This window comes from Arthrobacter sp. Soil764 (assembly GCF_001428075.1).
GTDB lineage: Bacteria > Actinomycetota > Actinomycetes > Actinomycetales > Micrococcaceae > Arthrobacter.
Genome location: NZ_LMSI01000001.1, coordinates 224,794 through 242,295, shown reverse-complemented (window position 1 = coordinate 242,295; position 17,502 = coordinate 224,794). Strand labels below are relative to the sequence as shown.

Genomic DNA, 17,502 nt, shown 5'->3' with positions numbered 1-17,502 from the left:
TCACAAAGGGTGCCGGCGGCACTACGGACGCTGCGGTGCCGGGAACCGCGCACTGAAGGAAGGAGTCGGTGACGAGGCCTGGGGTGATTGATGGAAATGCCGCTCGCGTGCCTGCAGCACCGCGAGCGGTTTTGACCTGGTTTCTCCTGGCCGTACTGCTGGTGGCCGCAGCCTCCTACTCGCAGGGCAGCAGATACACGCTGATGGCAGGGCAGGACCCGGTCCAGGCCGGAGCCGCATACGCATCCGCCACCCACTCACCGGACGACTTCCCACAGCATCATGCCTGCTGCCAGCGCTACCCCGCGTCACGCAGCGAACCGGCGCCACTTCGGGCAGCGGTACCGGACCCACCCGCCGTGGCGCTCTCTGCGGGTACGCATCCCGCCCTTGCCAACGGGCACCCGGACACCCAACCCAGGCGCCAGGCCCTCACACTGGATCAACTTTCCATCAGCCGGACGTAGACGGGACGCTGTTCCCCGCCCACACCCATGACGACCGGAAATGAGAGACCACAATGACCCACATCCAGTCCATGCTGGACACCTATCCCAAAGACCTTGGCAACCTGGACAAGGGCAAGCTCGCTGAATGCATCAAGGCCTGCTTCGAATGTGCCCAGACCTGCACAGCCTGCGCCGACGCCTGCCTCAGTGAAGACATGGTGGCGGAACTGACCAAATGCATCCGCACCAACCTGGACTGTGCGGACATCTGCGCAGCCACCGGCAACGTCCTCTCCCGCCACACCGGGTACGACGCAAACATAAACCGGGCGGTACTCGAAGCCTGCCGGGCAGCGTGCAAGGCCTGCGGCGATGAATGCGCCGAGCACGCCTCCATGCATGAGCACTGCCGGGTTTGCGCCGAATCCTGCCGCCGCTGCGAGCAGGCCTGCTCCGACCTCCTCGCCTCCCTGGGCTGACGCGGCCCGGCAGCAACCCGTAACGCTGGAACCGGCCCCGGCACGGAGCCCGCTGACCGCGCGGCTCCGCGTTGGGGTTTCGGCGTGCGCGCTGCAATCGGGCTGCCTGAACGGTCCTGCCCAGGCATCCGGCAAAGACCGTCCCAAAACATTGAAAGGAAATTCCCATGAGTTCAGCACAAGAGCGCCCGGACGGCCGGGCGGCCGATTCCGACCGCAGGAACCACCACGATCAGCATCAGCGTGAAGACCATAAAGCGGGTGGCCATCAGCAGGCCGGGGGAAACGGCGGCCACGGGTCATCCCGGATGTATCTGAAGTTTGCCATTATCCTGCTGGTCAGCCTCGCCCTGATGTGGGTGCTGTCCATGTCGATGGTCCGCTCGATCGACCACTTCTATTTCAACCTGAGCAACTTCTGGATGGCTTTGCTGATGGTGTCGGCCATGGCCATGGTCATGATCGTGGGCATGTGGTCCATGTTCAGGAACCGGAAGGCGAACATCGCCATGCTTGCCGGCTTCGCGGTGCTCTTCGTCGCGGTCTTCGCCTTGGGACGGACTGAGACGTTCGTGGGAAATGAGCAGTTCCTGAAGTCCATGATCCCCCACCACTCACGCGCGCTCCTCGTCTGCCAGGAATCGGATATCAGCGACCCTGAGATCGTCAAGCTTTGCGATTCGATCGTGAAGTCCCAACAGGAGGAGATCACCCAGATGAAGGCCATCCTGGACCGCTACTAGGCGGCTCGCAGCCCTTATCTGTAGCCCCGCCCAAACCACCGCGGTTTGGGCGGGGCCAAGCATCACTTTCTCCCGTGCGCTTCAGCTGCCGAGCGGGCCAGTCGGCGGCCGACGTCAATCGGAGAATGGGGGTATCCCCGCAGGAAAGCAGTCAGGGTTCCGCTGTAGGCCAGGAGTACCTCGTCGGCCAGGTCTTGAGCCCGCAGGCCGGCGAGGGGGCGTGAGAAATGCAGGAGCCGGGTGGCGAGCAGGGCGGTATCCGCGGCGAGGACGGCGCTGATCTCTTCTGCGGCTGCGGGAAGCTCGGTGGCGGCAGCCAGGAAAGCGCACCAGCGTGAAGGGTGGTCCTGGTCGCGCCGGTAGGAAGCAAGGGCGTCAAACACTGCCAATAACCGCGCCATATCGTTATCGGCCGCCACGATGTGCTGGTCCCAGACTCCCTGCCAGTCCGCCAGCCTGATCCTTAAGGCTTCAGCGACCAGTGCGTCCTTGCTCCCGAAATGCGTGTACAGGGTGGCGGCGGAGACCTCCGCCGCCTGCAGCAGCGCATCGACGGGAGTGGCCCGGATGCCCTGGTCGAACAGAACTTGGTCGGCTGCCTTGAGCAAGCGTGCGCGGGCTGGAAGTCGCGGGCCGGTGGTCACAACTCCACTGTAACTGCCCCTATTGCAGAACGCTAGTTCTACTGTACTGTAACGAGCGTTCTGTTTTTGGCGTTTGAGGAGGATCCCGTGCGGGCGATGGTGGCCAGCGGAATGGCATTGATAGCGGCGACCTACGGGCTGGCGCGCTTCGGCTACGGGCTTTTCCTGCCCCGGTTCAGCGAGACCTTTCAGATGGGTTCGGCCACTGCCGGGTTCATCCAGGCCGGGAGCTTCCTCTCTTTCTGCTTTGCGGCAGTTCTCGCTTTACGCCTTGCTGCCAGCCCAAGGCTCGTGGTCATGTGCGCGGGGATTACGGCTGCCCTGGGTTCGACGGGTGTGGCGGTTGCGCCTAATGTCGATGTCCTTGGAATGAGTGTCATCCTGGCCGGCGCCGGCGCAGGGTTCGCCACCCCGGGCCTGGTCACGTTGATCGAGCGCAACATCGCCCCGGCGCGCCAGGAAAGCGCGCAGACGATTGTTAATGCCGGCACGGGAGCGGGCATCGTGGTCGCGGGCATCCTCATGTTCCTCACCACTGGCCAATGGCGCCTGGGCTGGGTGGCAATCGCAGCCCTCGTCGCCGTCGCGGCCATTGCCACCCTCCGTGCTGACCGGACGGCCGGCCGGGACCGCGCGGTTGGCCGGCCATCTCACGTACGGGCCCGCGACCTGACGCCACTGGCCTGGCCCATCGCCGCGGCAGTCCTGGCCGGCGCGTCCAGTGCCGCGGTCTGGACTTTCGGCCGCACCGTCATGGCCGTTTCCCGTCCAGGTGACGAGGCATACTCCATCCTTGCGTGGATGGTCCTGGGCGCCTTTGGGGTACTCGGTGCAACAGCCGGAAAAATCGTTAAGGCCTGGAGCGTGCGGACGGCCTGGAACCTGACGTCATTGGCCATGGCAGGGGCCACCGTCGTGCTGGGCGTGGCACCGGGCAGCCCCTTCACCGCGTATACCTCCGTGGCACTGTTCGCCGCCAGCTACACCGCCCTGTGCGGGGTTCTGATCATCTGGGCCGTCCGATTGGTTCCCGGCTGCGCAGCCCAAGGCACTGCCGCGCTGTTCATTGCCCTTGCCATCGGTCAGGCGCTTGGCTCGGCAACACTTGGAGTCCTGTTTGACCACGTCTCACCGGTTTTGGCCTTCACCGCGGCCGGAATACTCGGAATCCTCACCGTTCTGCCGGCAACGAAATGCCAGCCTGACACGTCCTCCCGAACCGCACTACGACAGGGGACCCCATGAGATTCAAAGGATCCTGTACGCGAACGGCGCTACAGCCTGGTGGTTCCGTCCAGGTCGGCCAGGGCCTTCCGAAGCCGCGTACCGGCGTCGTCCGCCACTTCCTTAACGGCAGGGGCGCTGCTGAGCTGCACCATGGTCTGCGGGTCGATGGCTTCCACCGTGGTAACGTCCGCCGACTGGTTACGGCGCACCACCACGTTGCAGGGCAGCAACGCGCCCATTTCCGGTTCAGCGGCGAGGGCCCTGCTGGCAAGGGCCGGGTTGCAGGCACCGAGGATGATGTAATCCCCGACGGCGTCCGCGGCTTCGGCGCCGAGCTTGGCTTCGAAGGTGGAACGGACGTTGATTTCGGTCAGGATCCCGAACCCCTGCGCTGCAAGGGCCTCACGGGTGCGGTCCACTGCTTCCGCCCAAGGCAGGGAGACGGCGGTGGCCAATGTGTACGTCATGTTGCTCCTCAAAGTTGCGTCGGGTCCGGCGGTTCGGCGGCAGGTTAGGCGAGGGAGAGGAAGAGTTTCTCCAGGTCCTTCCGGTCCATGGTCTCGTCCTTCTGGACGATGCACTGCTCCAGCCCGGTGGCGATGATGGCAAAGCCGGCGCGGTCGAGGGCCTTGGACACGGCCGCCAACTGGGTGACCACGTCCTTGCAGTCGCGGCCTTCCTCAAGCATGCGGGTGACGGCGGCGAGTTGGCCCTGTGCGCGCTTGAGGCGGTTGATCACGGGTGTGAGTTCGGTTGGGTTCAGTTCCATAGGTGGGGTCTCCGTTGATGGGGGTGCTGCCCTCAACTATATACCCCCACGGGTGTTTTGACTACCCCCGGGGGTATCTGCGATACTCGGTGGGGTATCCATCCGACCCCTTCCGAGAGGCCACCAATGACTCCCCCTTCCAAGGCACCCGCCGTCACCGCACTCGCCCCTGAGGCTCTCCAGTCCTGGATCAAAGAGCACCAGGACCTTGTGGTAATCGATGTGCGTTCCGCCGCTGAATTCGAATCCATGCACATCCGCGGCTCCTACAACGTGCCGCTGCCGCTGCTGTCCGAGCACACTGACGAGCTCGCTGCCCGGCTGGGTTCGCGTGTAGTCCTGGTCTGCCAGTCCGGCGTCCGTGCCGAGCAGGCCCGGCAGCGCATGGCCACCGTTGGCCTCGACACCGCCTACGTGCTCACCGGCGGGGTTCCCGGGTTCGCTGCCGCCGGCGGCGACGTGGTCAAGGGCAAGGACCGCTGGGACCTGGAGCGCCAGGTCCGTCTGGCCGCAGGCTCCCTGGTGATGCTGGGCCTGGCAGGAGGCAAGTTCGTCTCGCCCAAGGTCCGCATGCTGGCCGGCGCCATCGGCACCGGGCTGACATTCTCGGCGGCCACCAACACCTGCGCCATGGGCAAGGCCCTCTCGGCCATGCCGTGGAACAAGGCCGCCCAGGAGCCCACCCGCGAAAGCGCCATCCTGCAGCTCCCTGTGCAGTCGGCTGAAGAGGGCGCAGCGGCATGATCCCGGCCCTGGGTCTGGGGCTCGTCGTCGGCATCGTCCTGGGCGTCGTGGGCGGCGGCGGGTCCATCATCGCCGTTCCGGCCCTGGTGTACGGGGTAGGCATGAGCCCCGCCCAGGCCATTCCCACGTCGCTGCTGGTGGTGGGGATATCCTCCTTGGCAGCCCTGCTCCCCCGGGTCCGGGAGGGCCTGAACTGGCCCGTGATCGCGCTGGTGGGGGGCGCCGGGATTCCGGCAGCCTGGGCCGGCGCCAGCGTGGGCGAGCTGTTGGACCCGAACATCCTGATGCTGGCATTCGCCGTGATCATGGTGGCCGCCGGCATCAGGATGCTCATGAAGACCCGCGAAACTGAGGGGTCCTGCAGCACGGGGCCGCACCGGGCGTTCCGGTCCTGCGCCCCGAAAGCGGTGGGGGTGGGACTGCTCGTTGGGTTCCTTACCGGGCTCCTCGGCGTGGGCGGGGGCTTCCTCATCACCCCCGCGCTGACCATCTTCCTGGGCCTGCGCATGAAGCAGGCCGTTGGAACATCCCTGGCGATCATCGTGGTCAACTCCGCCGCCGGGTTCAGCGCCCACGCAGCGGGCTACACCATCGACTGGGCCACCACCCTGGCGTTCGCGGTGCCGGCCATTGTGGGATCCGTGGTTGCCGCCCGGTTTGCCCGCCGCCTGCACGACAAGCACATCCGCATTTCGTTCGCGGTACTCATCTTCGCCGTCGCGGCGTGGGTCACCGCCGGCACGGTCACCGCCTGACCCACCCAACAGGAGATCACCATGGGACTTCTCGACTCCCTCAAGAAGGCCTTCAGCAAGCCCTACAAGACCATATCCGTGGCACAGGCCAAGGAACTCATGGGTTCCGGCGCCACCCTCATCGACGTCAGGTCAGCCCAGGAATGGCGGACCGGCCGGGCGCCGCAAGCCAAGCACATGCCCCTGGACCGGCTGCAGGCCAGCACCGCCGGCATCCAGAAAACCCGGCCGGTCATCGCCATCTGCGCCTCCGGAGTACGGTCCGCCTCGGCAGCACGGCTTCTCGCAGCCAAGGGCTACGACGCCTACTCGATCCGCGGCGGCATGGCCGCCTGGCGTCAAGCCGGCGGACCAGTCCGCTGACCCAGCTCCACCCCACCAGCCACAAACCATTTCAAAGGAGAACCACCATGGCTGAAATCACTATCACCGAAGCCGACCAGCGCCGCAACACTGCCCGGATCCTGGACGTCCGCGAGGACTTCGAGGTCGCCGAGGGCATGATCCCCGGCGCCCTGCACATTCCCATGGGCCAACTGCAGGCCCGCCTGTCCGAACTGGACCCGGCCGTGCCCGTGATCGCCGTCTGCCGCAGCGGCAACCGCAGCGCCGCCGTCGCGGACGCCCTGAACGGCGTTGGCTACAAAGCCGACACCATGGCCGGCGGCATGACCGCCTGGACCCGCGCGGGCCTCCCCACCACCTAATCCCTGCCGTACCAAAACCGGCCCGAAAGGACACGACAGACCATGGCAACCATCGACATCACCCAGCATTCCTTCGCCCAGACCCTGGAGGACAACCACATCGTCTTTGTCGACTTCTGGGCAGCCTGGTGCGGCCCCTGCCGCATGTTCGCCCCCACGTACGGCGCCGCGGCCGAGCGCCACCCGGACATTACCTTCGCCAAGGTGGACACCGAAGCCGAACAGGCCCTCGCCGCCGCCGCAAACATCACGTCCATCCCCACGTTGATGGCCTTCAAAGACAAGACGCTGGTCTTCTCCCAGCCCGGAGCCCTCAACGCCGCCGGACTCGAAGAGGTCATCCAGGCCGTCAAGAACCTGGACATGGACAAACTCCGCGCCGACGCCGGACACCAGCACGCCTGACCCATAGGGCTAAAACAGGCGCAGCTCTCTCGTTGCGGTATACCCCCTGGGGTATCTATACTAGATTCAGAATAAACCTCCCACCCCCCTTTCAACCGAAGGAGAGCACCAGATGCTTATTGAGCGCATTTACGACGAAGACCTCGCGCAGGCCAGCTACCTGATCGGCTGCCAGGCCAAGGGCGAAGCGATCGTGGTGGACGGCCGCCGCGACATTGCCGTCTACCAGGACATGGCCGCAAAGAACGGCATGAAGATCACTGCCGTCACCGAGACCCACATCCACGCCGACTACCTCTCCGGCACCCGCGAACTGGCCGCCGCCACCGGCGCGAAGATCTACGTTTCCGGTGAGGGCGGGCCCGACTGGCAGTATGAATTCGACGGCGAGCGGTTGTACGACGGCGACACCATCACCTTGGGCAACATCAGCATCAAGGCGGTCCACACCCCGGGCCACACGCCCGAGCACCTGTCCTTCCTGGTAACCGACGGCGCCTTCAGTGACCAGCCCGGCTACCTGCTCTCCGGAGACTTCGTCTTCTCCGGCGACCTGGGCCGGCCCGACCTGCTGGACGAAGCAGCCGGCGGCATCGACACCCGCTTCGTGGGCGCGAAGCAGCTCTTCGCCAGCCTGCGGGATAAGTTCCTCACCCTGCCGGACTACGTCCAGGTCCACCCCGCCCACGGCGCGGGCAGCGCCTGCGGCAAGGCATTGGGCGCCATCCCGTCCTCCACGGTGGGCTACGAACGCCTCTACGCCTGGTGGGGCCCCTACCTCGCCGCGAATGACGAGCAGGGCTTCATCGACGAACTCCTCGACGGCCAGCCCGACGCCCACGCCTACTTCGGCCGCATGAAGCGCGAAAACCGCGTCGGCCCGGACGTGATGGGCGAGCGTGAACCGCTGCAGGAACTGGACCCCGCCGTCGTGGCTGAGGGGCTGGCAGAAGACACCCTGACCTTCATCGACACCCGCTCCAACAGCGCCGTCCACGAAGGCACTGTAGTCCGGTCCCTGAACGTTCCGGCCGGCAAGTCCGTTGCCAGCTACGGCGCCTGGGTGGTCAACCCGGAGACGGACAAGAACCCGCTGGTGCTGCTGGCCAAGGACCAGGAGCAGGCCCAGGACATGTGGGACCACCTGGTCCGCGTGGGCATCGACAACGTGGCCGGCTACCTGACCAGCGTCGAGGGACTGCCCACCTTCACCCCCAAGCTGATCCAGCCCGAGGAACTCGAAGGCTTCGATGCAGCCATGGTCCTGGATGTCCGCAACAAGACCGAGCACAAGGCCGGACACGTCCCGGGCTCGTACCAGCTCAGCGGCGGCCGCCTCATGTGGCACTTGGATGAGCTGCCGGTTGGCGGACCCATCGTGAGCTACTGCCAGTCCGGCGTACGCAACTCCGTAGCCGCCAGCGCCCTGCGCCGGGCCGGGTACGACGTCGTCGAACTCGACGGCAGCTACGCAGCCTGGAACGCCTGGCGGAACAGCGTCCCTGCCGCCTAAGAACAGCGACCCCAAGACCACCCGGGCAGGACCCCCCTCCTGCCCGGGTTCCGGTCCGGATGCGTCCCCCGCGCTTCCGGCCCCGGCCCGGGCGCGCCCCCACGCGCCCGGGCCACCTTCATACCTACCGAAAGAGACACCCATGCGCCCCAGCACCCGGGCCTCCGGAAACGCCGGTTCAGCCGGCGCAGTGCTGGGCCTGCGGCAGAACCTGGCGCAGTTCATGCTGCTGGTGGCCGTCAACGCGCTGGTGGGCGGCACCCTGGGCCAGGAACGGACCGTCCTCCCCCTGCTCGCATCCCAGACATTCAACCTGGACCTGTACACCGGTGCGCTGACCTACATCCTGGCCTTCGGCCTGTCCAAGGCCGCCATGAACTACTTCGCCGGCACGCTCTCCGACCGGTACGGCCGCAAGCCCGTCCTGGTTGCAGGCTGGCTGGCCGCGGTACCCGTCCCCCTCATGCTCATTTTCGGTCCGTCCTGGGGCTGGATCGTTGCGGCCAACGTGCTGCTGGGCATCAGCCAGGGCCTCACCTGGTCCACGGCGGTGATCATGAAAATGGACCTCGTGGGCCCCCGGCAGCGCGGGCTGGCCATGGGCTTCAACGAGGCCGCGGGTTACCTGGGGGTTGCCGTGACCGCACTCGCCACCGGCTATCTGGCCACCGCCTATGGCCTCCGCCCGGCCCCGTTCCTGCTGGGCGCCGCCTACATTGCCCTCGGCCTGGGACTGACAGTCCTGGCCGTAAAGGAAACCCACCACCATGCCAGGACGGAGGCCTTCCAGCACGCCGGCGCCCACGGCAGCGCCCACGCCGGGCTCACCACGGGCCAGGTTTTCACCCTCACCAGCTTCAAGGACCGCTCCCTCTCAGCAGCCAGCCAGGCCGGCCTGGTCAACAACCTCAATGACGGCCTGGCCTGGGGCCTCTTCCCCGTCCTGTTCGCCGGTGCGGGGTTGAGCCTTGGCCAGATCGGCATCCTGGCCGCCGCCTACCCCGCCGCCTGGGGCGCGGCCCAGCTGGTCACCGGCGCCGCATCAGACCGGTGGGGCCGGAAATGGTTCATCGCGGCCGGCATGCTGGTCCAGGCCGTGGCCCTGGCCATCACCGCCTCAGCCCACAACTTTGGGCCCTGGCTCGCCGCCGCCGTCGTGCTGGGCCTGGGAACCGCCATGGTCTACCCCACCCTGCTGGCCGCTGTCGGCGATGTCGCCCACCCGGTCTGGCGGGCGCGCTCCGTTGGGGTGTACCGGCTGTGGCGCGACGGCGGATTCGCCGTCGGTGCCCTCCTGTCCGGCGTCCTCGCCGACCTGTACGGCATCCCCGCCGCCATCGCCGCCGTCGCGGTGCTCACCGCAGCATCCGGCGTGGTGGTCGCCGTCCGGATGCGCGGGAACGACCACGCCGCGGGCTGACGGGGTGCTTCACCCGTGCCCGGCGACGTACGTGACCAGCCCGGCCACGGTGGCCACCGCCGGGTAGTCCGCCTCCGGGATGTCCACCCCCGTGCCCTCCGCAATGACTTCCACCAGGCGGAGGAAATCCAGTGAGTCGAGTTCCAGGTCCTGGCGCAGGCGGGCGCCGTCTTCCAGGTCCTCGGGCTCGACGTCGGGCGCTACTTTGCCGATCGCCGCCTCCACCGCCTGGCGCGCGTCCTGTTCGTTCACGGCTCCTCCTCACTCACGGGTATGTCAGCTCACAACTTCTCCGGTGCCTGCAGCAGTTCGTCGATCCGGGCCAGGAAACGGCCGCCGCGCAGCCCGTCACTCACCCGGTGGTCCGCGGACAGCGTGGCGATGGCGGCCTGCCGGATGCCGAGCATTCCGTTGTGCGCCCACGGCTGCTCCAGGACCTTGCCGAAGCCCACCATGGCCACCTGGGGCGGGTAGATCACCCCGTACACGCTTTCCACCCCCAGATCGCCCAGGTTGGTCACGGTGATGGTGGGATCAGCCATCTCGGAGCGCTGCAGCCGGCCCGCCCTGGCCCGGCCCACCAGGTCGCGCAGCTGGACCATGAGCTCCTCGAGCGTCAGCGTGTCGGCGTCGTGCAGGGCCGGCGCCACCAGGCCGCCGTGCCGCAGGGCCACTGCCACGCCCAGGTGCACGCTGCTGCTGGGCTGGAACGTGCCTTTGGTGAAGAAGCCGTTCATGTCCGGCACCTCCTTCGCCGCAACCGCGGTCGCCTTCAGCAGCAGGGCGGACGGAACCAGGCGCGATGACACGGGCCGCTGCTGGTTCGCGGCCTGCATCCACGCCATCGCGGCCGCCAGGTCAAGGGTCGTGGACAGGTAGTAGTGCGGGATCTCCTTCTTGGAGCGGGACATCAGCGCGCCGATCGCCTGCCGCAGGCTCTCCGCCTTGCCGCCGGCCGCCGTCGGCTGTTTCCGCCCTGGTGCCTCCGCCAAGGGTTCGGGCCGGGCTTCCGGCTGTGGGGTGTCCGACGGCGGTGCTTCCGCAGGCCTTTCCGCGGCGGGTTCCTTGGCTGCCCGGCCCCTGGGCGGAACGGCGGCGAGCACGTCTTCCTCGGTGACCGCACCGCCGGGTCCTGTCCCCGCAACTGCCTGCAGCTCGACGCCGAGCTCTGCGGCCAGCCGCCGGGCCAGCGGGGACGACCGGACGCGGTGGGTTTCAGCCGCCGGTGCCGCTGGCGTTTCGGCAACCACTGGTGGAGCGGCCGGTGCTTTGGTGACGGACGCTGCCGCGGCGCGTTCGACGTCGGCCCTGGTCACCTCGCCGTCCGTGCCGCTGCCGCTGATGCGTCCGACGTCGACCCCCAGCGTGTGCGCAAGGTGCCGCACGGGCGGCGGGACTTTTGCGCCGTGCCCGGCCGGCGCGGCCTCCCCGCGCGGGTGAGCGGGCGTTGGCTCTTTAGCTGTCAAAGGTGAGCGGGCGTTGGGGGAAATGGTGCCGGAAGTGAGCGGGGGTGGCGGGAGTTCGGCGGGGGTGGCGGTGATCCGGGCGATGGGGGTGCCCACGTCCACGGTGTCGCCGATGTCCACCAGGAACTCGGCCACCACGCCTTCCTGGAACGACTCGATGTCCATAACGGTCTTGTCCGTGTCCACGGCCGCCACCAGGTCGCCCTTGTGGATGTAGTCCCCGGGCTTGACCAGCCACTCCACAACCTTGCCGTGCTCCATGTCGGCGCCCAGGGACGGCATCCGGAGCTCAGCCATTGGCCCCCACGGCCCTTCGCGCTGCGGCCATGACCCGAGCCACGGACGGCAGCGCGGCGTCCTCCAGGTGTTTGGCGTACGGGACGGGTACTTCCAGGCTGCACACGCGTTCCACGGGGGCATCGAGGTCGAAGAAGGCCTGCTCGCAGATCCTGGCCGAGATCTCGGCGGAGATGCTGCCGCTGCGCCAGCCCTCGTCCACCACAACTGCCCGGTGCGTCCTGGCTACGCTGTCCATAACGGTATGCGCATCCAGCGGGCGGAGGGTGCGGAGGTCAATGACGTCGGCGTCGATGCCTTGCCCGGCCAGTTGGTCCGCGGCCTCCAGCACCATGGGCAGGGTGCCGCCGTAGGTGATGAGCGTCAGGGTGTCCCCGTGGCCGTCTGCCCGGCGCCGGAGCGCTGCCTTGTCGATGTCCACGGCGCCGGCCTCGTCGTCGAGCTCCCCGGCCACGTTGTACAGCGAGCCGTGTTCGAAAATCAGCACCGGGTCGGGGTCCTGCAGTGCGGTCCACAGCATGCCGCGGGCGTCAGCAAGCGTGGCCGGCGCCAGGATGCGCAGCCCTGGAATGTGCGCGTACCAGCCCTCCAGGCTGTGCGAGTGCTGGGCACCCAGCTGCCGTCCGGCGCCGGTGGTCATCCGGATGACGATGGGCACGTTGAACTGGCCACCGGACATGTGCAGCAGGGTGGCGGCGTTGTTGATGATCTGGTCCAGCGCCAGCAGGCTGAAGTTGACGGTCATGATTTCGACGACGGGACGCATCCCGCCCAGCGCAGCGCCGATTCCTGCGCCCACGAACCCGGACTCCGAGAGCGGGGTGTCACGGATCCGCTCCGGACCGAACTCCTCCAGAAGTCCCAGGCTGACCGCAAAGCTGCCGCCGTACCGGCCCACGTCCTCCCCCATGAGGAACACCCGTTCATCGCGCTGCATGGCGTCGCGGAGGCCCGCGCGCATGGCTTCCCGGTAGGTGGTTTTCATCCTGCCGCCCCGCCTTTCCCTGCCTGGCCGACGCCGGTGGCCCCGGTGCCTGTACTGCTGTCATCGGTCCGGTCGCTGTAGACGAACCGGGTGAGTTCGGACACCGGTTCCGGCGTCCCGTTCTCGGCGAATCCCACCGCGGTGCTGATCTCCGCGTCCACGTCGGCCGTGAGCGCATCCCAGGTCTCCTCGGGCAGCTGCCCCGCCGTCTGCATGGTCCCCCGCAGCAGGCTGATGGGGTCCCGTTCCATCCACCGGGACACCTCGGATTTCTCCCGGTACAGCTCGGGATCGAACATGGAGTGGGCGCGGAACCGGTATGTTCGCAGTTCCAGGAAGTGCGGGCCGCCGCCGGAGCGGACAGCGTCCACCGCGCGGCGGGCGGCTTCCTCGACAGCGAACACGTCCATGCCGTCCACCGCCCAGGCGGAGATCTCATACCCGGCGGCCTTGAGGGCGATGTCCGTCTGCGACTCGGAGCGGCCCAGCGCGGTGCCCATGGCGTACAGGTTGTTTTCGCAGCAGAACAGCACCGGCAGCTGCCACAGTGCGGCCAGGTTCATGCTTTCGTGGAACTCGCCTTCGGCCACGGCCCCTTCGCCGAAGAAGCAGACGGTCACCCGCTGGCGTCCGGCCATCCGGTCCGCGAGCGCCAGGCCGACGGCGAGCGGCAGCCCGCCTGCCACGATGGCGTTTCCGCCGTAGAAGCGGGTGGCGGCGTCGAAGAGGTGCATGGAGCCGCCGCGGCCGCGGCAGCAGCCCTCGGCGTGGCCGTACATTTCGGCGAGGATGGCCCCTGCCGAGACGCCGCGCAGGAGGGCATGGCCGTGTTCACGGTAGGTGGCCACCACCGCGTCCTCCGGCGCCAGGGTTTCCATGACCCCGGCCGCCACGGCCTCCTCGCCGATGTAGACGTGCAGGAAGCCGCGGATTTTGGCGGCGCTGTACAGCTCGATGCATTTTTCCTCGAGCCGGCGCACGCGCAGCATCTGCCGCAGCAGGTGCAGGGCGTGTTCCGGGTCCGGGACGGTCTGGCCCCTGAGGGTGGTCATGGCCGCTCCTTCAGCGTCATAGCAGGTCCTGCCGGGGATTCCAGCGTTGAGGTGTCGCCTTCGGGCAGCCCCAGTTCACGCGATTTCAGGAGCCGCCGCAGGATCTTGCCGCTGCGTGTCTTGGGCAGGGTGGTGGTGAAGTCCAGCAGGCGGGGCGCCACGGCGGCGCCCAGCCGTTTCCGCGCGAACCCGATGATCTCCAGTTGCAGCTGCTCCGTGGGCTCGTTCCCGGGCTTGAGTTCCACGAACGCTTTGACCAGCTCGCCGGCCACGGGGTCCGGCACCCCGATCACGCCGGCTTCGGCCACTGCAGGGTGCTCCATGAGGCAGCTCTCCACTTCGAAGGGGCCGATCAGGTGGCCGGAGGATTTGATCACGTCGTCGCCGCGGCCAACGAACCAGAAGTAGCCGTCGGCGTCGCGCTTTGCCAGGTCCCCGGTGAGGTACCAGCCGCCGGCGAAGCAGCGCCGGTAGCGCTCCTCCTCGTTGAGGTAGCCGCGGAACATGGACGGCCAGCCCGGGCGCAGGGCCAGCTCCCCCATGGTGTCCGGCCCGGTGACCAGGACGGCCTGGCCTTCCTTCATGATGGGTTTGCCGTCGGCGTCGCGGGCCACCAGCGCCGCCTCGATCCCGGGCAGCGGCCGGCCCATGGAGCCGGGGCGGATATCCATGGCGGGATAATTGGCGATCATGATGCCGCCGGTCTCTGTCTGCCACCAGTTGTCGTGCACCGGCAGGCCCAGGACGTCCCGGCCCCACACCACCGCTTCCGGGTTCAGCGGCTCCCCCACGCTGGCGATGAAGCGCAGCGCTGGCAGGTCATGGCCGGCGGCTCTTTCCGCGCCGGCCTTCATGAGCATCCGCAGGGCCGTGGGGGCCGTGTACCAGACCGTGACATGCTGCTCCGCGAGGATGCGGTACCAGCGGTCGGCGTCCAACTCCTCCTCATCCACGATGGCGGTGACCCCGTGCACCAGCGGCGCGATGATGCCGTAGGACATGCCGGTGACCCACCCGGGGTCGGCGGTACACCAGTAGATGTCGTCCGGGTGCAGGTCCAGGGCGAAGCGCCCCGTGGCGTAGTGGGCGGTGACGGCGTCATGGACGTGGATGGCGCCCTTGGGCGTGCCCGTGGTGCCGCTGGTGAAGTGCAGCAGGGCCATGTCCCCGGGTTGGGTATCGGCGATCTCCCCGTTGGGGTCCGCCTTGGCCAGGAGTTCGGCCAAGTCAAGGGTTTCCGGCTCGGGGCGGCCGTCCGCGTCCACCAGCAGGATGTGGCGGAGTCCGGGAAGGGAGTCCCGCACCGGCGCCACCTTTTTGCGGTACAGCGCCTTGGTGGTCACCAGCACCCGGCCGTCCCCGAGGTGCAGCCGCTGCCGTACCGGTTCGGGGCCGAAGGCGGAGAACAGCGGGCAGAAGACGCTGCCGTTCCTGAAGGTGCCAAGGACGGCTGCATACAGTTCCGGGCTGCGACCCAGGAGTGAGAAGACCCGCTCGCCGCGCCCCACCCCAAGGCCCTTGAGCATGGCCGCGAACCTGCCGGACTGCTCCGCAAGGTCGGCATAGCTCAGGGACCGGGTGCCGCCGTCGGCCTGGACGAAGCGCAGGGCTTCCTTGCCGCCGCGTCCTTCCGCCACGTGGCGGTCCACCGCCTCATAGGCGATGTTCAATCCCCGGCCGCCGGGCAGCCCTGCCAGCGCCTGCCGCGCCTGGTCCCAGGTGAAGCCGCGCCGGGCGGCGTCGTAATCAGGCATGTTGGGCTGGACCGGGAAGGCGGCCACGTCCTTGCTGATGGCCGGCCAGTGCGAGGCTCCTTCCACTCGGGCGCCCTTGTTTGCCGGGTTCATTCCCTGGCCTCCGGCCTGGACCGTCCCACCGGGGATGGCAGGAGGTACTGCCGGAACCAGTCCGCGGCCAAGCTTGCCGCCATGGCCAGGGTGCCGGGTTCCTCGAAGAGGTGGGTGGCCCCGGGGATGATCTCCAGCCGGGCGGGGGCCTGCAGGGCTGCCATGGCCTGGCGGTTCAGGGCCAACACCTGGTCGTCGGCGCCCCCGACAATCAAGAGCGTGGGGGCCTTCACGGCGGCGAGCCGCGGCCCGGCCAGGTCCGGCCGGCCGCCGCGGGAGACGACGGCCGCCACCTCGGCACCGGGCTCGGCTGCGGCCCACAGCGCGGCGCCGGCTCCGGTGCTGGCACCGAAGTAGCCGATCCGGCCGGCGGACCCGTCATGCCGCGCTTCAAGCCAGTGGGTCGCGGAGGAAAGCCGCTGCGCCAACAGGCCGATATCAAACACGTTGGCCCGGTTGACCTCCTCTTCGGGCGTGAGCAGGTCAAGGAGCAGCGTGCCCAGGCCCGCCCCGTGCAGGACCGAGGCCACAAAACGGTTGCGGGGGCTGTGCCGGCTGCTGCCGCTGCCGTGCGCGAAAAGGACAGTACCGTCGCACCTGGCCGGCAGGTACAGGCTGCCACGCAGGACAACAGCGCCCGCCGGGATGTCGACATCCTCCGCCAGGCTGCCGTTGAGGCCTTCCCCGCCGCGGTGGTGCGGTGGGGGCACGGCGGCATCCAGCAGCTGCACCACCTCGCTATCGTCCGTGGGCGAGAAGTCGTGGTAGTAGTAGCCCACAGCCTTGAAGTCCTGGGGCGAGAGCAGGCACACGACGTCGTCCGGTTCCTTGAGTTCCACGATGGCGCGCGCGGGAGCAACAGGAACGGCAAGGATCACTTTCGCCGCCCCGAGCTGCCGGGCCACCTGGCAGGCAACCCTGGCGGTGGACCCGGTGGCGATGCCGTCGTCCACGATCACCACGGTGCGCCCGGCGAGGTCAAGCCGCCGGCGCCCCTGGCGGAACCGCTCCACCCTGCTTTCCAGCAGTGCCCGCTCCTGCCGTTCCACCTGTTCCAGGTCCTCCTGGGAAACCCGGGCCATGGAGATGGTGCGCGGATCCAGGACCCGGACGCCGCCTTCCCCGATGGCTCCCATGGCCACCTCGGGCTGGAACGGGACGCCCAGTTTCCGCACCACGATCACATCCAGTGGCGCCCCGAGGGCCTTGGCCACCTCGAATGCCACGGGGACGCCGCCGCGGGGCAGGCCCAGCACCACAATGTCCCGGCCGCGCAGGCCGGSGAGCCGCTTGCCCAGCCGCCGCCCGGCGTCGGACCTGTCATGAAAGGCAGCCATCACCGTCACCCGCCGGCGATGGTCTGGTCCGGGAAGAGTGCCGCCATGGCCTCCAGTGCTGCACGTGCGGCCGGACGGTCGTCAGCTTCAACAAGCACGGCTCCGAACCCTGCTTCATGGTGCAGCACCTCGGTCATGGCGGATACCTCCGCTAGTGCGACATGCGGAGGTTGTGATGGGCATCCGTGCTGGGCTTGATGGCCGCGGCCGTGACCACCAGCGCCACTGCGCCCGCAATCCAGGATGTCCACGCGGCGCCCGTGGCGCCGGTGTAGGAGCCCATCCACGGCGAGAGGATCAGCAGGGCGGCAAGGGCAGCCTGGGCGTATTCCATGACCGGTGTTCCGGGCATGGCCAGGTTGATGACGCCGCTGATGATCAGGAGTCCGCCGAAGAGGAGCATGAAGGTGGTGGACATATTCTGCTGCCGTGTCCACAGGACCGCGATGGCGGTGAAGAGACCGGCGGCAACCGTTACGTAGTCCTGCCACCGATACCACTTTTTCACTTGGGTTTCCTTTCGGTTCCGGGCAGGCAGCCTTGCGCTTTCCGTCCCGGGAGGGCGTTCACCGCCCGCAATCCCAGTCAACGCTTCCGGCACACCGCCTTCTAGGGCAGAAAGACCTAGGCGGGCATTGCGCTTCGTGTACTCAGTGTTACTAT

Annotated in this window: 22 protein-coding genes; 11 read left to right on the top strand and 11 right to left on the bottom strand. The window is 67.9% G+C overall.

Going from position 1 to position 17,502, the window contains the following annotated elements; all coding sequences use genetic code 11:
* Window positions 1–131: 131 nt before the first annotated feature.
* The 3 genes from ASG86_RS01130 to ASG86_RS01120 all read left to right on the top strand — a co-directional run bounded on the left by ASG86_RS01130 (window position 132) and on the right by ASG86_RS01120 (window position 1,671).
* Window positions 132–467 (top strand): hypothetical protein, encoded by a 336-nt coding sequence (locus tag ASG86_RS01130; protein ID WP_156386079.1) that lies wholly within the window; start codon window positions 132–134, stop codon window positions 465–467.
* Window positions 468–520: 53 nt separating this feature from the next.
* Entirely contained in the window at window positions 521–928 is a 408-nt protein-coding gene (locus ASG86_RS01125; RefSeq protein ID WP_056329013.1) for a four-helix bundle copper-binding protein, read from the top strand.
* Window positions 929–1,095: 167 nt separating this feature from the next.
* A complete protein-coding gene (locus ASG86_RS01120) occupies window positions 1,096–1,671 on the top strand; it encodes a DUF305 domain-containing protein (RefSeq protein WP_235565041.1) in 576 nt (191 codons plus the stop codon).
* Window positions 1,672–1,733: 62 nt separating this feature from the next.
* Here ASG86_RS01120 and ASG86_RS01115 read toward each other — a convergent pair whose 3' ends face one another.
* Window positions 1,734–2,315 carry a TetR/AcrR family transcriptional regulator gene (locus tag ASG86_RS01115; RefSeq protein WP_056329010.1) on the bottom strand — a complete coding sequence of 194 codons (582 nt, stop codon included), beginning with the start codon at window positions 2,313–2,315 and terminating at the stop codon, window positions 1,734–1,736.
* 66 nt (window positions 2,316–2,381) lie between these two features.
* Between ASG86_RS01115 and ASG86_RS01110 the strand changes: the two genes are divergently transcribed.
* Entirely contained in the window at window positions 2,382–3,560 is a 1,179-nt protein-coding gene (locus tag ASG86_RS01110; RefSeq protein ID WP_235565040.1) for an MFS transporter, read from the top strand.
* Window positions 3,561–3,589: 29 nt separating this feature from the next.
* Here ASG86_RS01110 and ASG86_RS01105 read toward each other — a convergent pair whose 3' ends face one another.
* Window positions 3,590–4,009: a DUF302 domain-containing protein gene (locus ASG86_RS01105; protein ID WP_056329009.1), complete on the bottom strand. Its 420-nt coding sequence runs from the start codon at window positions 4,007–4,009 to the stop codon at window positions 3,590–3,592.
* Window positions 4,010–4,053: 44 nt separating this feature from the next.
* On the bottom strand, window positions 4,054–4,311 hold the full coding sequence (locus ASG86_RS01100) for a metal-sensitive transcriptional regulator (RefSeq protein WP_043452296.1): 258 nt from the start codon (window positions 4,309–4,311) through the stop codon (window positions 4,054–4,056).
* Window positions 4,312–4,437: 126 nt separating this feature from the next.
* On the opposite strand from ASG86_RS01100, the gene ASG86_RS01095 reads away from it, so the two are divergent.
* The 7 genes from ASG86_RS01095 (at window position 4,438) to ASG86_RS01065 (ending at window position 9,855) form a co-directional block, all read left to right on the top strand.
* On the top strand, window positions 4,438–5,055 hold the full coding sequence (locus ASG86_RS01095; protein ID WP_056329008.1) for a rhodanese-like domain-containing protein: 618 nt from the start codon (window positions 4,438–4,440) through the stop codon (window positions 5,053–5,055).
* Window positions 5,052–5,810 (top strand): sulfite exporter TauE/SafE family protein, encoded by a 759-nt coding sequence (locus ASG86_RS01090; protein ID WP_056329006.1) that lies wholly within the window; start codon window positions 5,052–5,054, stop codon window positions 5,808–5,810. Before ASG86_RS01095 ends, ASG86_RS01090 begins: the two co-directional genes overlap by 4 nt.
* Window positions 5,811–5,831: 21 nt before the next feature.
* Window positions 5,832–6,173, top strand: a complete 342-nt coding sequence (locus ASG86_RS01085) for a rhodanese-like domain-containing protein (RefSeq protein ID WP_056329004.1) — start codon at window positions 5,832–5,834, stop codon at window positions 6,171–6,173.
* A gap of 47 nt (window positions 6,174–6,220) precedes the next feature.
* Entirely contained in the window at window positions 6,221–6,517 is a 297-nt protein-coding gene (locus ASG86_RS01080; protein ID WP_056329003.1) for a rhodanese-like domain-containing protein, read from the top strand.
* Window positions 6,518–6,559: 42 nt separating this feature from the next.
* Window positions 6,560–6,922: a thioredoxin gene (gene trxA, locus ASG86_RS01075; RefSeq protein WP_056329002.1), complete on the top strand. Its 363-nt coding sequence runs from the start codon at window positions 6,560–6,562 to the stop codon at window positions 6,920–6,922.
* A gap of 112 nt (window positions 6,923–7,034) precedes the next feature.
* Window positions 7,035–8,435: an MBL fold metallo-hydrolase gene (locus ASG86_RS01070; protein ID WP_056329001.1), complete on the top strand. Its 1,401-nt coding sequence runs from the start codon at window positions 7,035–7,037 to the stop codon at window positions 8,433–8,435.
* 142 nt (window positions 8,436–8,577) lie between these two features.
* Window positions 8,578–9,855, top strand: a complete 1,278-nt coding sequence (locus tag ASG86_RS01065) for an MFS transporter (RefSeq protein ID WP_056329000.1) — start codon at window positions 8,578–8,580, stop codon at window positions 9,853–9,855.
* A gap of 9 nt (window positions 9,856–9,864) precedes the next feature.
* On the opposite strand, the gene ASG86_RS01060 is transcribed toward ASG86_RS01065, so the two are convergent.
* Genes ASG86_RS01060 through ASG86_RS01030 form a run of 8 tightly spaced genes read right to left on the bottom strand, consistent with a single transcriptional unit; the run spans window position 9,865 to window position 17,347 of the window.
* Window positions 9,865–10,107 carry an acyl carrier protein gene (locus ASG86_RS01060; RefSeq protein WP_056328994.1) on the bottom strand — a complete coding sequence of 81 codons (243 nt, stop codon included), beginning with the start codon at window positions 10,105–10,107 and terminating at the stop codon, window positions 9,865–9,867.
* A 29-nt stretch (window positions 10,108–10,136) separates the two neighbouring features.
* Window positions 10,137–11,618 carry a dihydrolipoamide acetyltransferase family protein gene (locus tag ASG86_RS01055; RefSeq protein WP_056328993.1) on the bottom strand — a complete coding sequence of 494 codons (1,482 nt, stop codon included), beginning with the start codon at window positions 11,616–11,618 and terminating at the stop codon, window positions 10,137–10,139.
* On the bottom strand, window positions 11,611–12,603 hold the full coding sequence (locus tag ASG86_RS01050) for an alpha-ketoacid dehydrogenase subunit beta (protein WP_056328992.1): 993 nt from the start codon (window positions 12,601–12,603) through the stop codon (window positions 11,611–11,613). The genes ASG86_RS01055 and ASG86_RS01050 overlap by 8 nt, the downstream gene beginning before the upstream one ends.
* Complete coding sequence (gene pdhA, locus ASG86_RS01045) at window positions 12,600–13,655, bottom strand: pyruvate dehydrogenase (acetyl-transferring) E1 component subunit alpha (RefSeq protein ID WP_056328990.1); 1,056 nt, start codon at window positions 13,653–13,655, stop codon at window positions 12,600–12,602. Before pdhA ends, ASG86_RS01050 begins: the two co-directional genes overlap by 4 nt.
* Complete coding sequence (acsA, locus tag ASG86_RS01040; RefSeq protein WP_056328987.1) at window positions 13,652–15,502, bottom strand: acetate--CoA ligase; 1,851 nt, start codon at window positions 15,500–15,502, stop codon at window positions 13,652–13,654. Before acsA ends, pdhA begins: the two co-directional genes overlap by 4 nt.
* Entirely contained in the window at window positions 15,499–16,839 is a 1,341-nt protein-coding gene (locus tag ASG86_RS01035) for a phosphoribosyltransferase family protein (protein WP_056329671.1), read from the bottom strand. The genes acsA and ASG86_RS01035 overlap by 4 nt, the downstream gene beginning before the upstream one ends.
* 5 nt (window positions 16,840–16,844) lie before the next feature.
* Entirely contained in the window at window positions 16,845–16,976 is a 132-nt protein-coding gene (locus ASG86_RS21085) for a hypothetical protein (protein WP_268760548.1), read from the bottom strand.
* Window positions 16,977–16,990: 14 nt separating this feature from the next.
* Window positions 16,991–17,347, bottom strand: a complete 357-nt coding sequence (locus ASG86_RS01030; RefSeq protein WP_056328984.1) for an SPW repeat domain-containing protein — start codon at window positions 17,345–17,347, stop codon at window positions 16,991–16,993.
* Window positions 17,348–17,502: the final 155 nt, after the last annotated feature.

Coding starts and splice junctions, on each gene's coding strand:
- ASG86_RS01065 (WP_056329000.1), top strand. CDS start 8,578: ATGCGCCCCAGCACCCGGGCCTCCGGAAACGCCGGTTCAGCCGGCGCA.
- pdhA (WP_056328990.1), bottom strand. CDS start 13,655: ATGACCACCCTCAGGGGCCAGACCGTCCCGGACCCGGAACACGCCCTG.
- ASG86_RS01100 (WP_043452296.1), bottom strand. CDS start 4,311: ATGGAACTGAACCCAACCGAACTCACACCCGTGATCAACCGCCTCAAG.
- ASG86_RS21085 (WP_268760548.1), bottom strand. CDS start 16,976: ATGACCGAGGTGCTGCACCATGAAGCAGGGTTCGGAGCCGTGCTTGTT.
- trxA (WP_056329002.1), top strand. CDS start 6,560: ATGGCAACCATCGACATCACCCAGCATTCCTTCGCCCAGACCCTGGAG.
- ASG86_RS01050 (WP_056328992.1), bottom strand. CDS start 12,603: ATGAAAACCACCTACCGGGAAGCCATGCGCGCGGGCCTCCGCGACGCC.
- ASG86_RS01070 (WP_056329001.1), top strand. CDS start 7,035: ATGCTTATTGAGCGCATTTACGACGAAGACCTCGCGCAGGCCAGCTAC.
- ASG86_RS01120 (WP_235565041.1), top strand. CDS start 1,096: ATGAGTTCAGCACAAGAGCGCCCGGACGGCCGGGCGGCCGATTCCGAC.
- ASG86_RS01105 (WP_056329009.1), bottom strand. CDS start 4,009: ATGACGTACACATTGGCCACCGCCGTCTCCCTGCCTTGGGCGGAAGCA.
- ASG86_RS01095 (WP_056329008.1), top strand. CDS start 4,438: ATGACTCCCCCTTCCAAGGCACCCGCCGTCACCGCACTCGCCCCTGAG.
- ASG86_RS01080 (WP_056329003.1), top strand. CDS start 6,221: ATGGCTGAAATCACTATCACCGAAGCCGACCAGCGCCGCAACACTGCC.
- acsA (WP_056328987.1), bottom strand. CDS start 15,502: ATGAACCCGGCAAACAAGGGCGCCCGAGTGGAAGGAGCCTCGCACTGG.
- ASG86_RS01090 (WP_056329006.1), top strand. CDS start 5,052: ATGATCCCGGCCCTGGGTCTGGGGCTCGTCGTCGGCATCGTCCTGGGC.
- ASG86_RS01055 (WP_056328993.1), bottom strand. CDS start 11,618: ATGGCTGAGCTCCGGATGCCGTCCCTGGGCGCCGACATGGAGCACGGC.
- ASG86_RS01125 (WP_056329013.1), top strand. CDS start 521: ATGACCCACATCCAGTCCATGCTGGACACCTATCCCAAAGACCTTGGC.
- ASG86_RS01085 (WP_056329004.1), top strand. CDS start 5,832: ATGGGACTTCTCGACTCCCTCAAGAAGGCCTTCAGCAAGCCCTACAAG.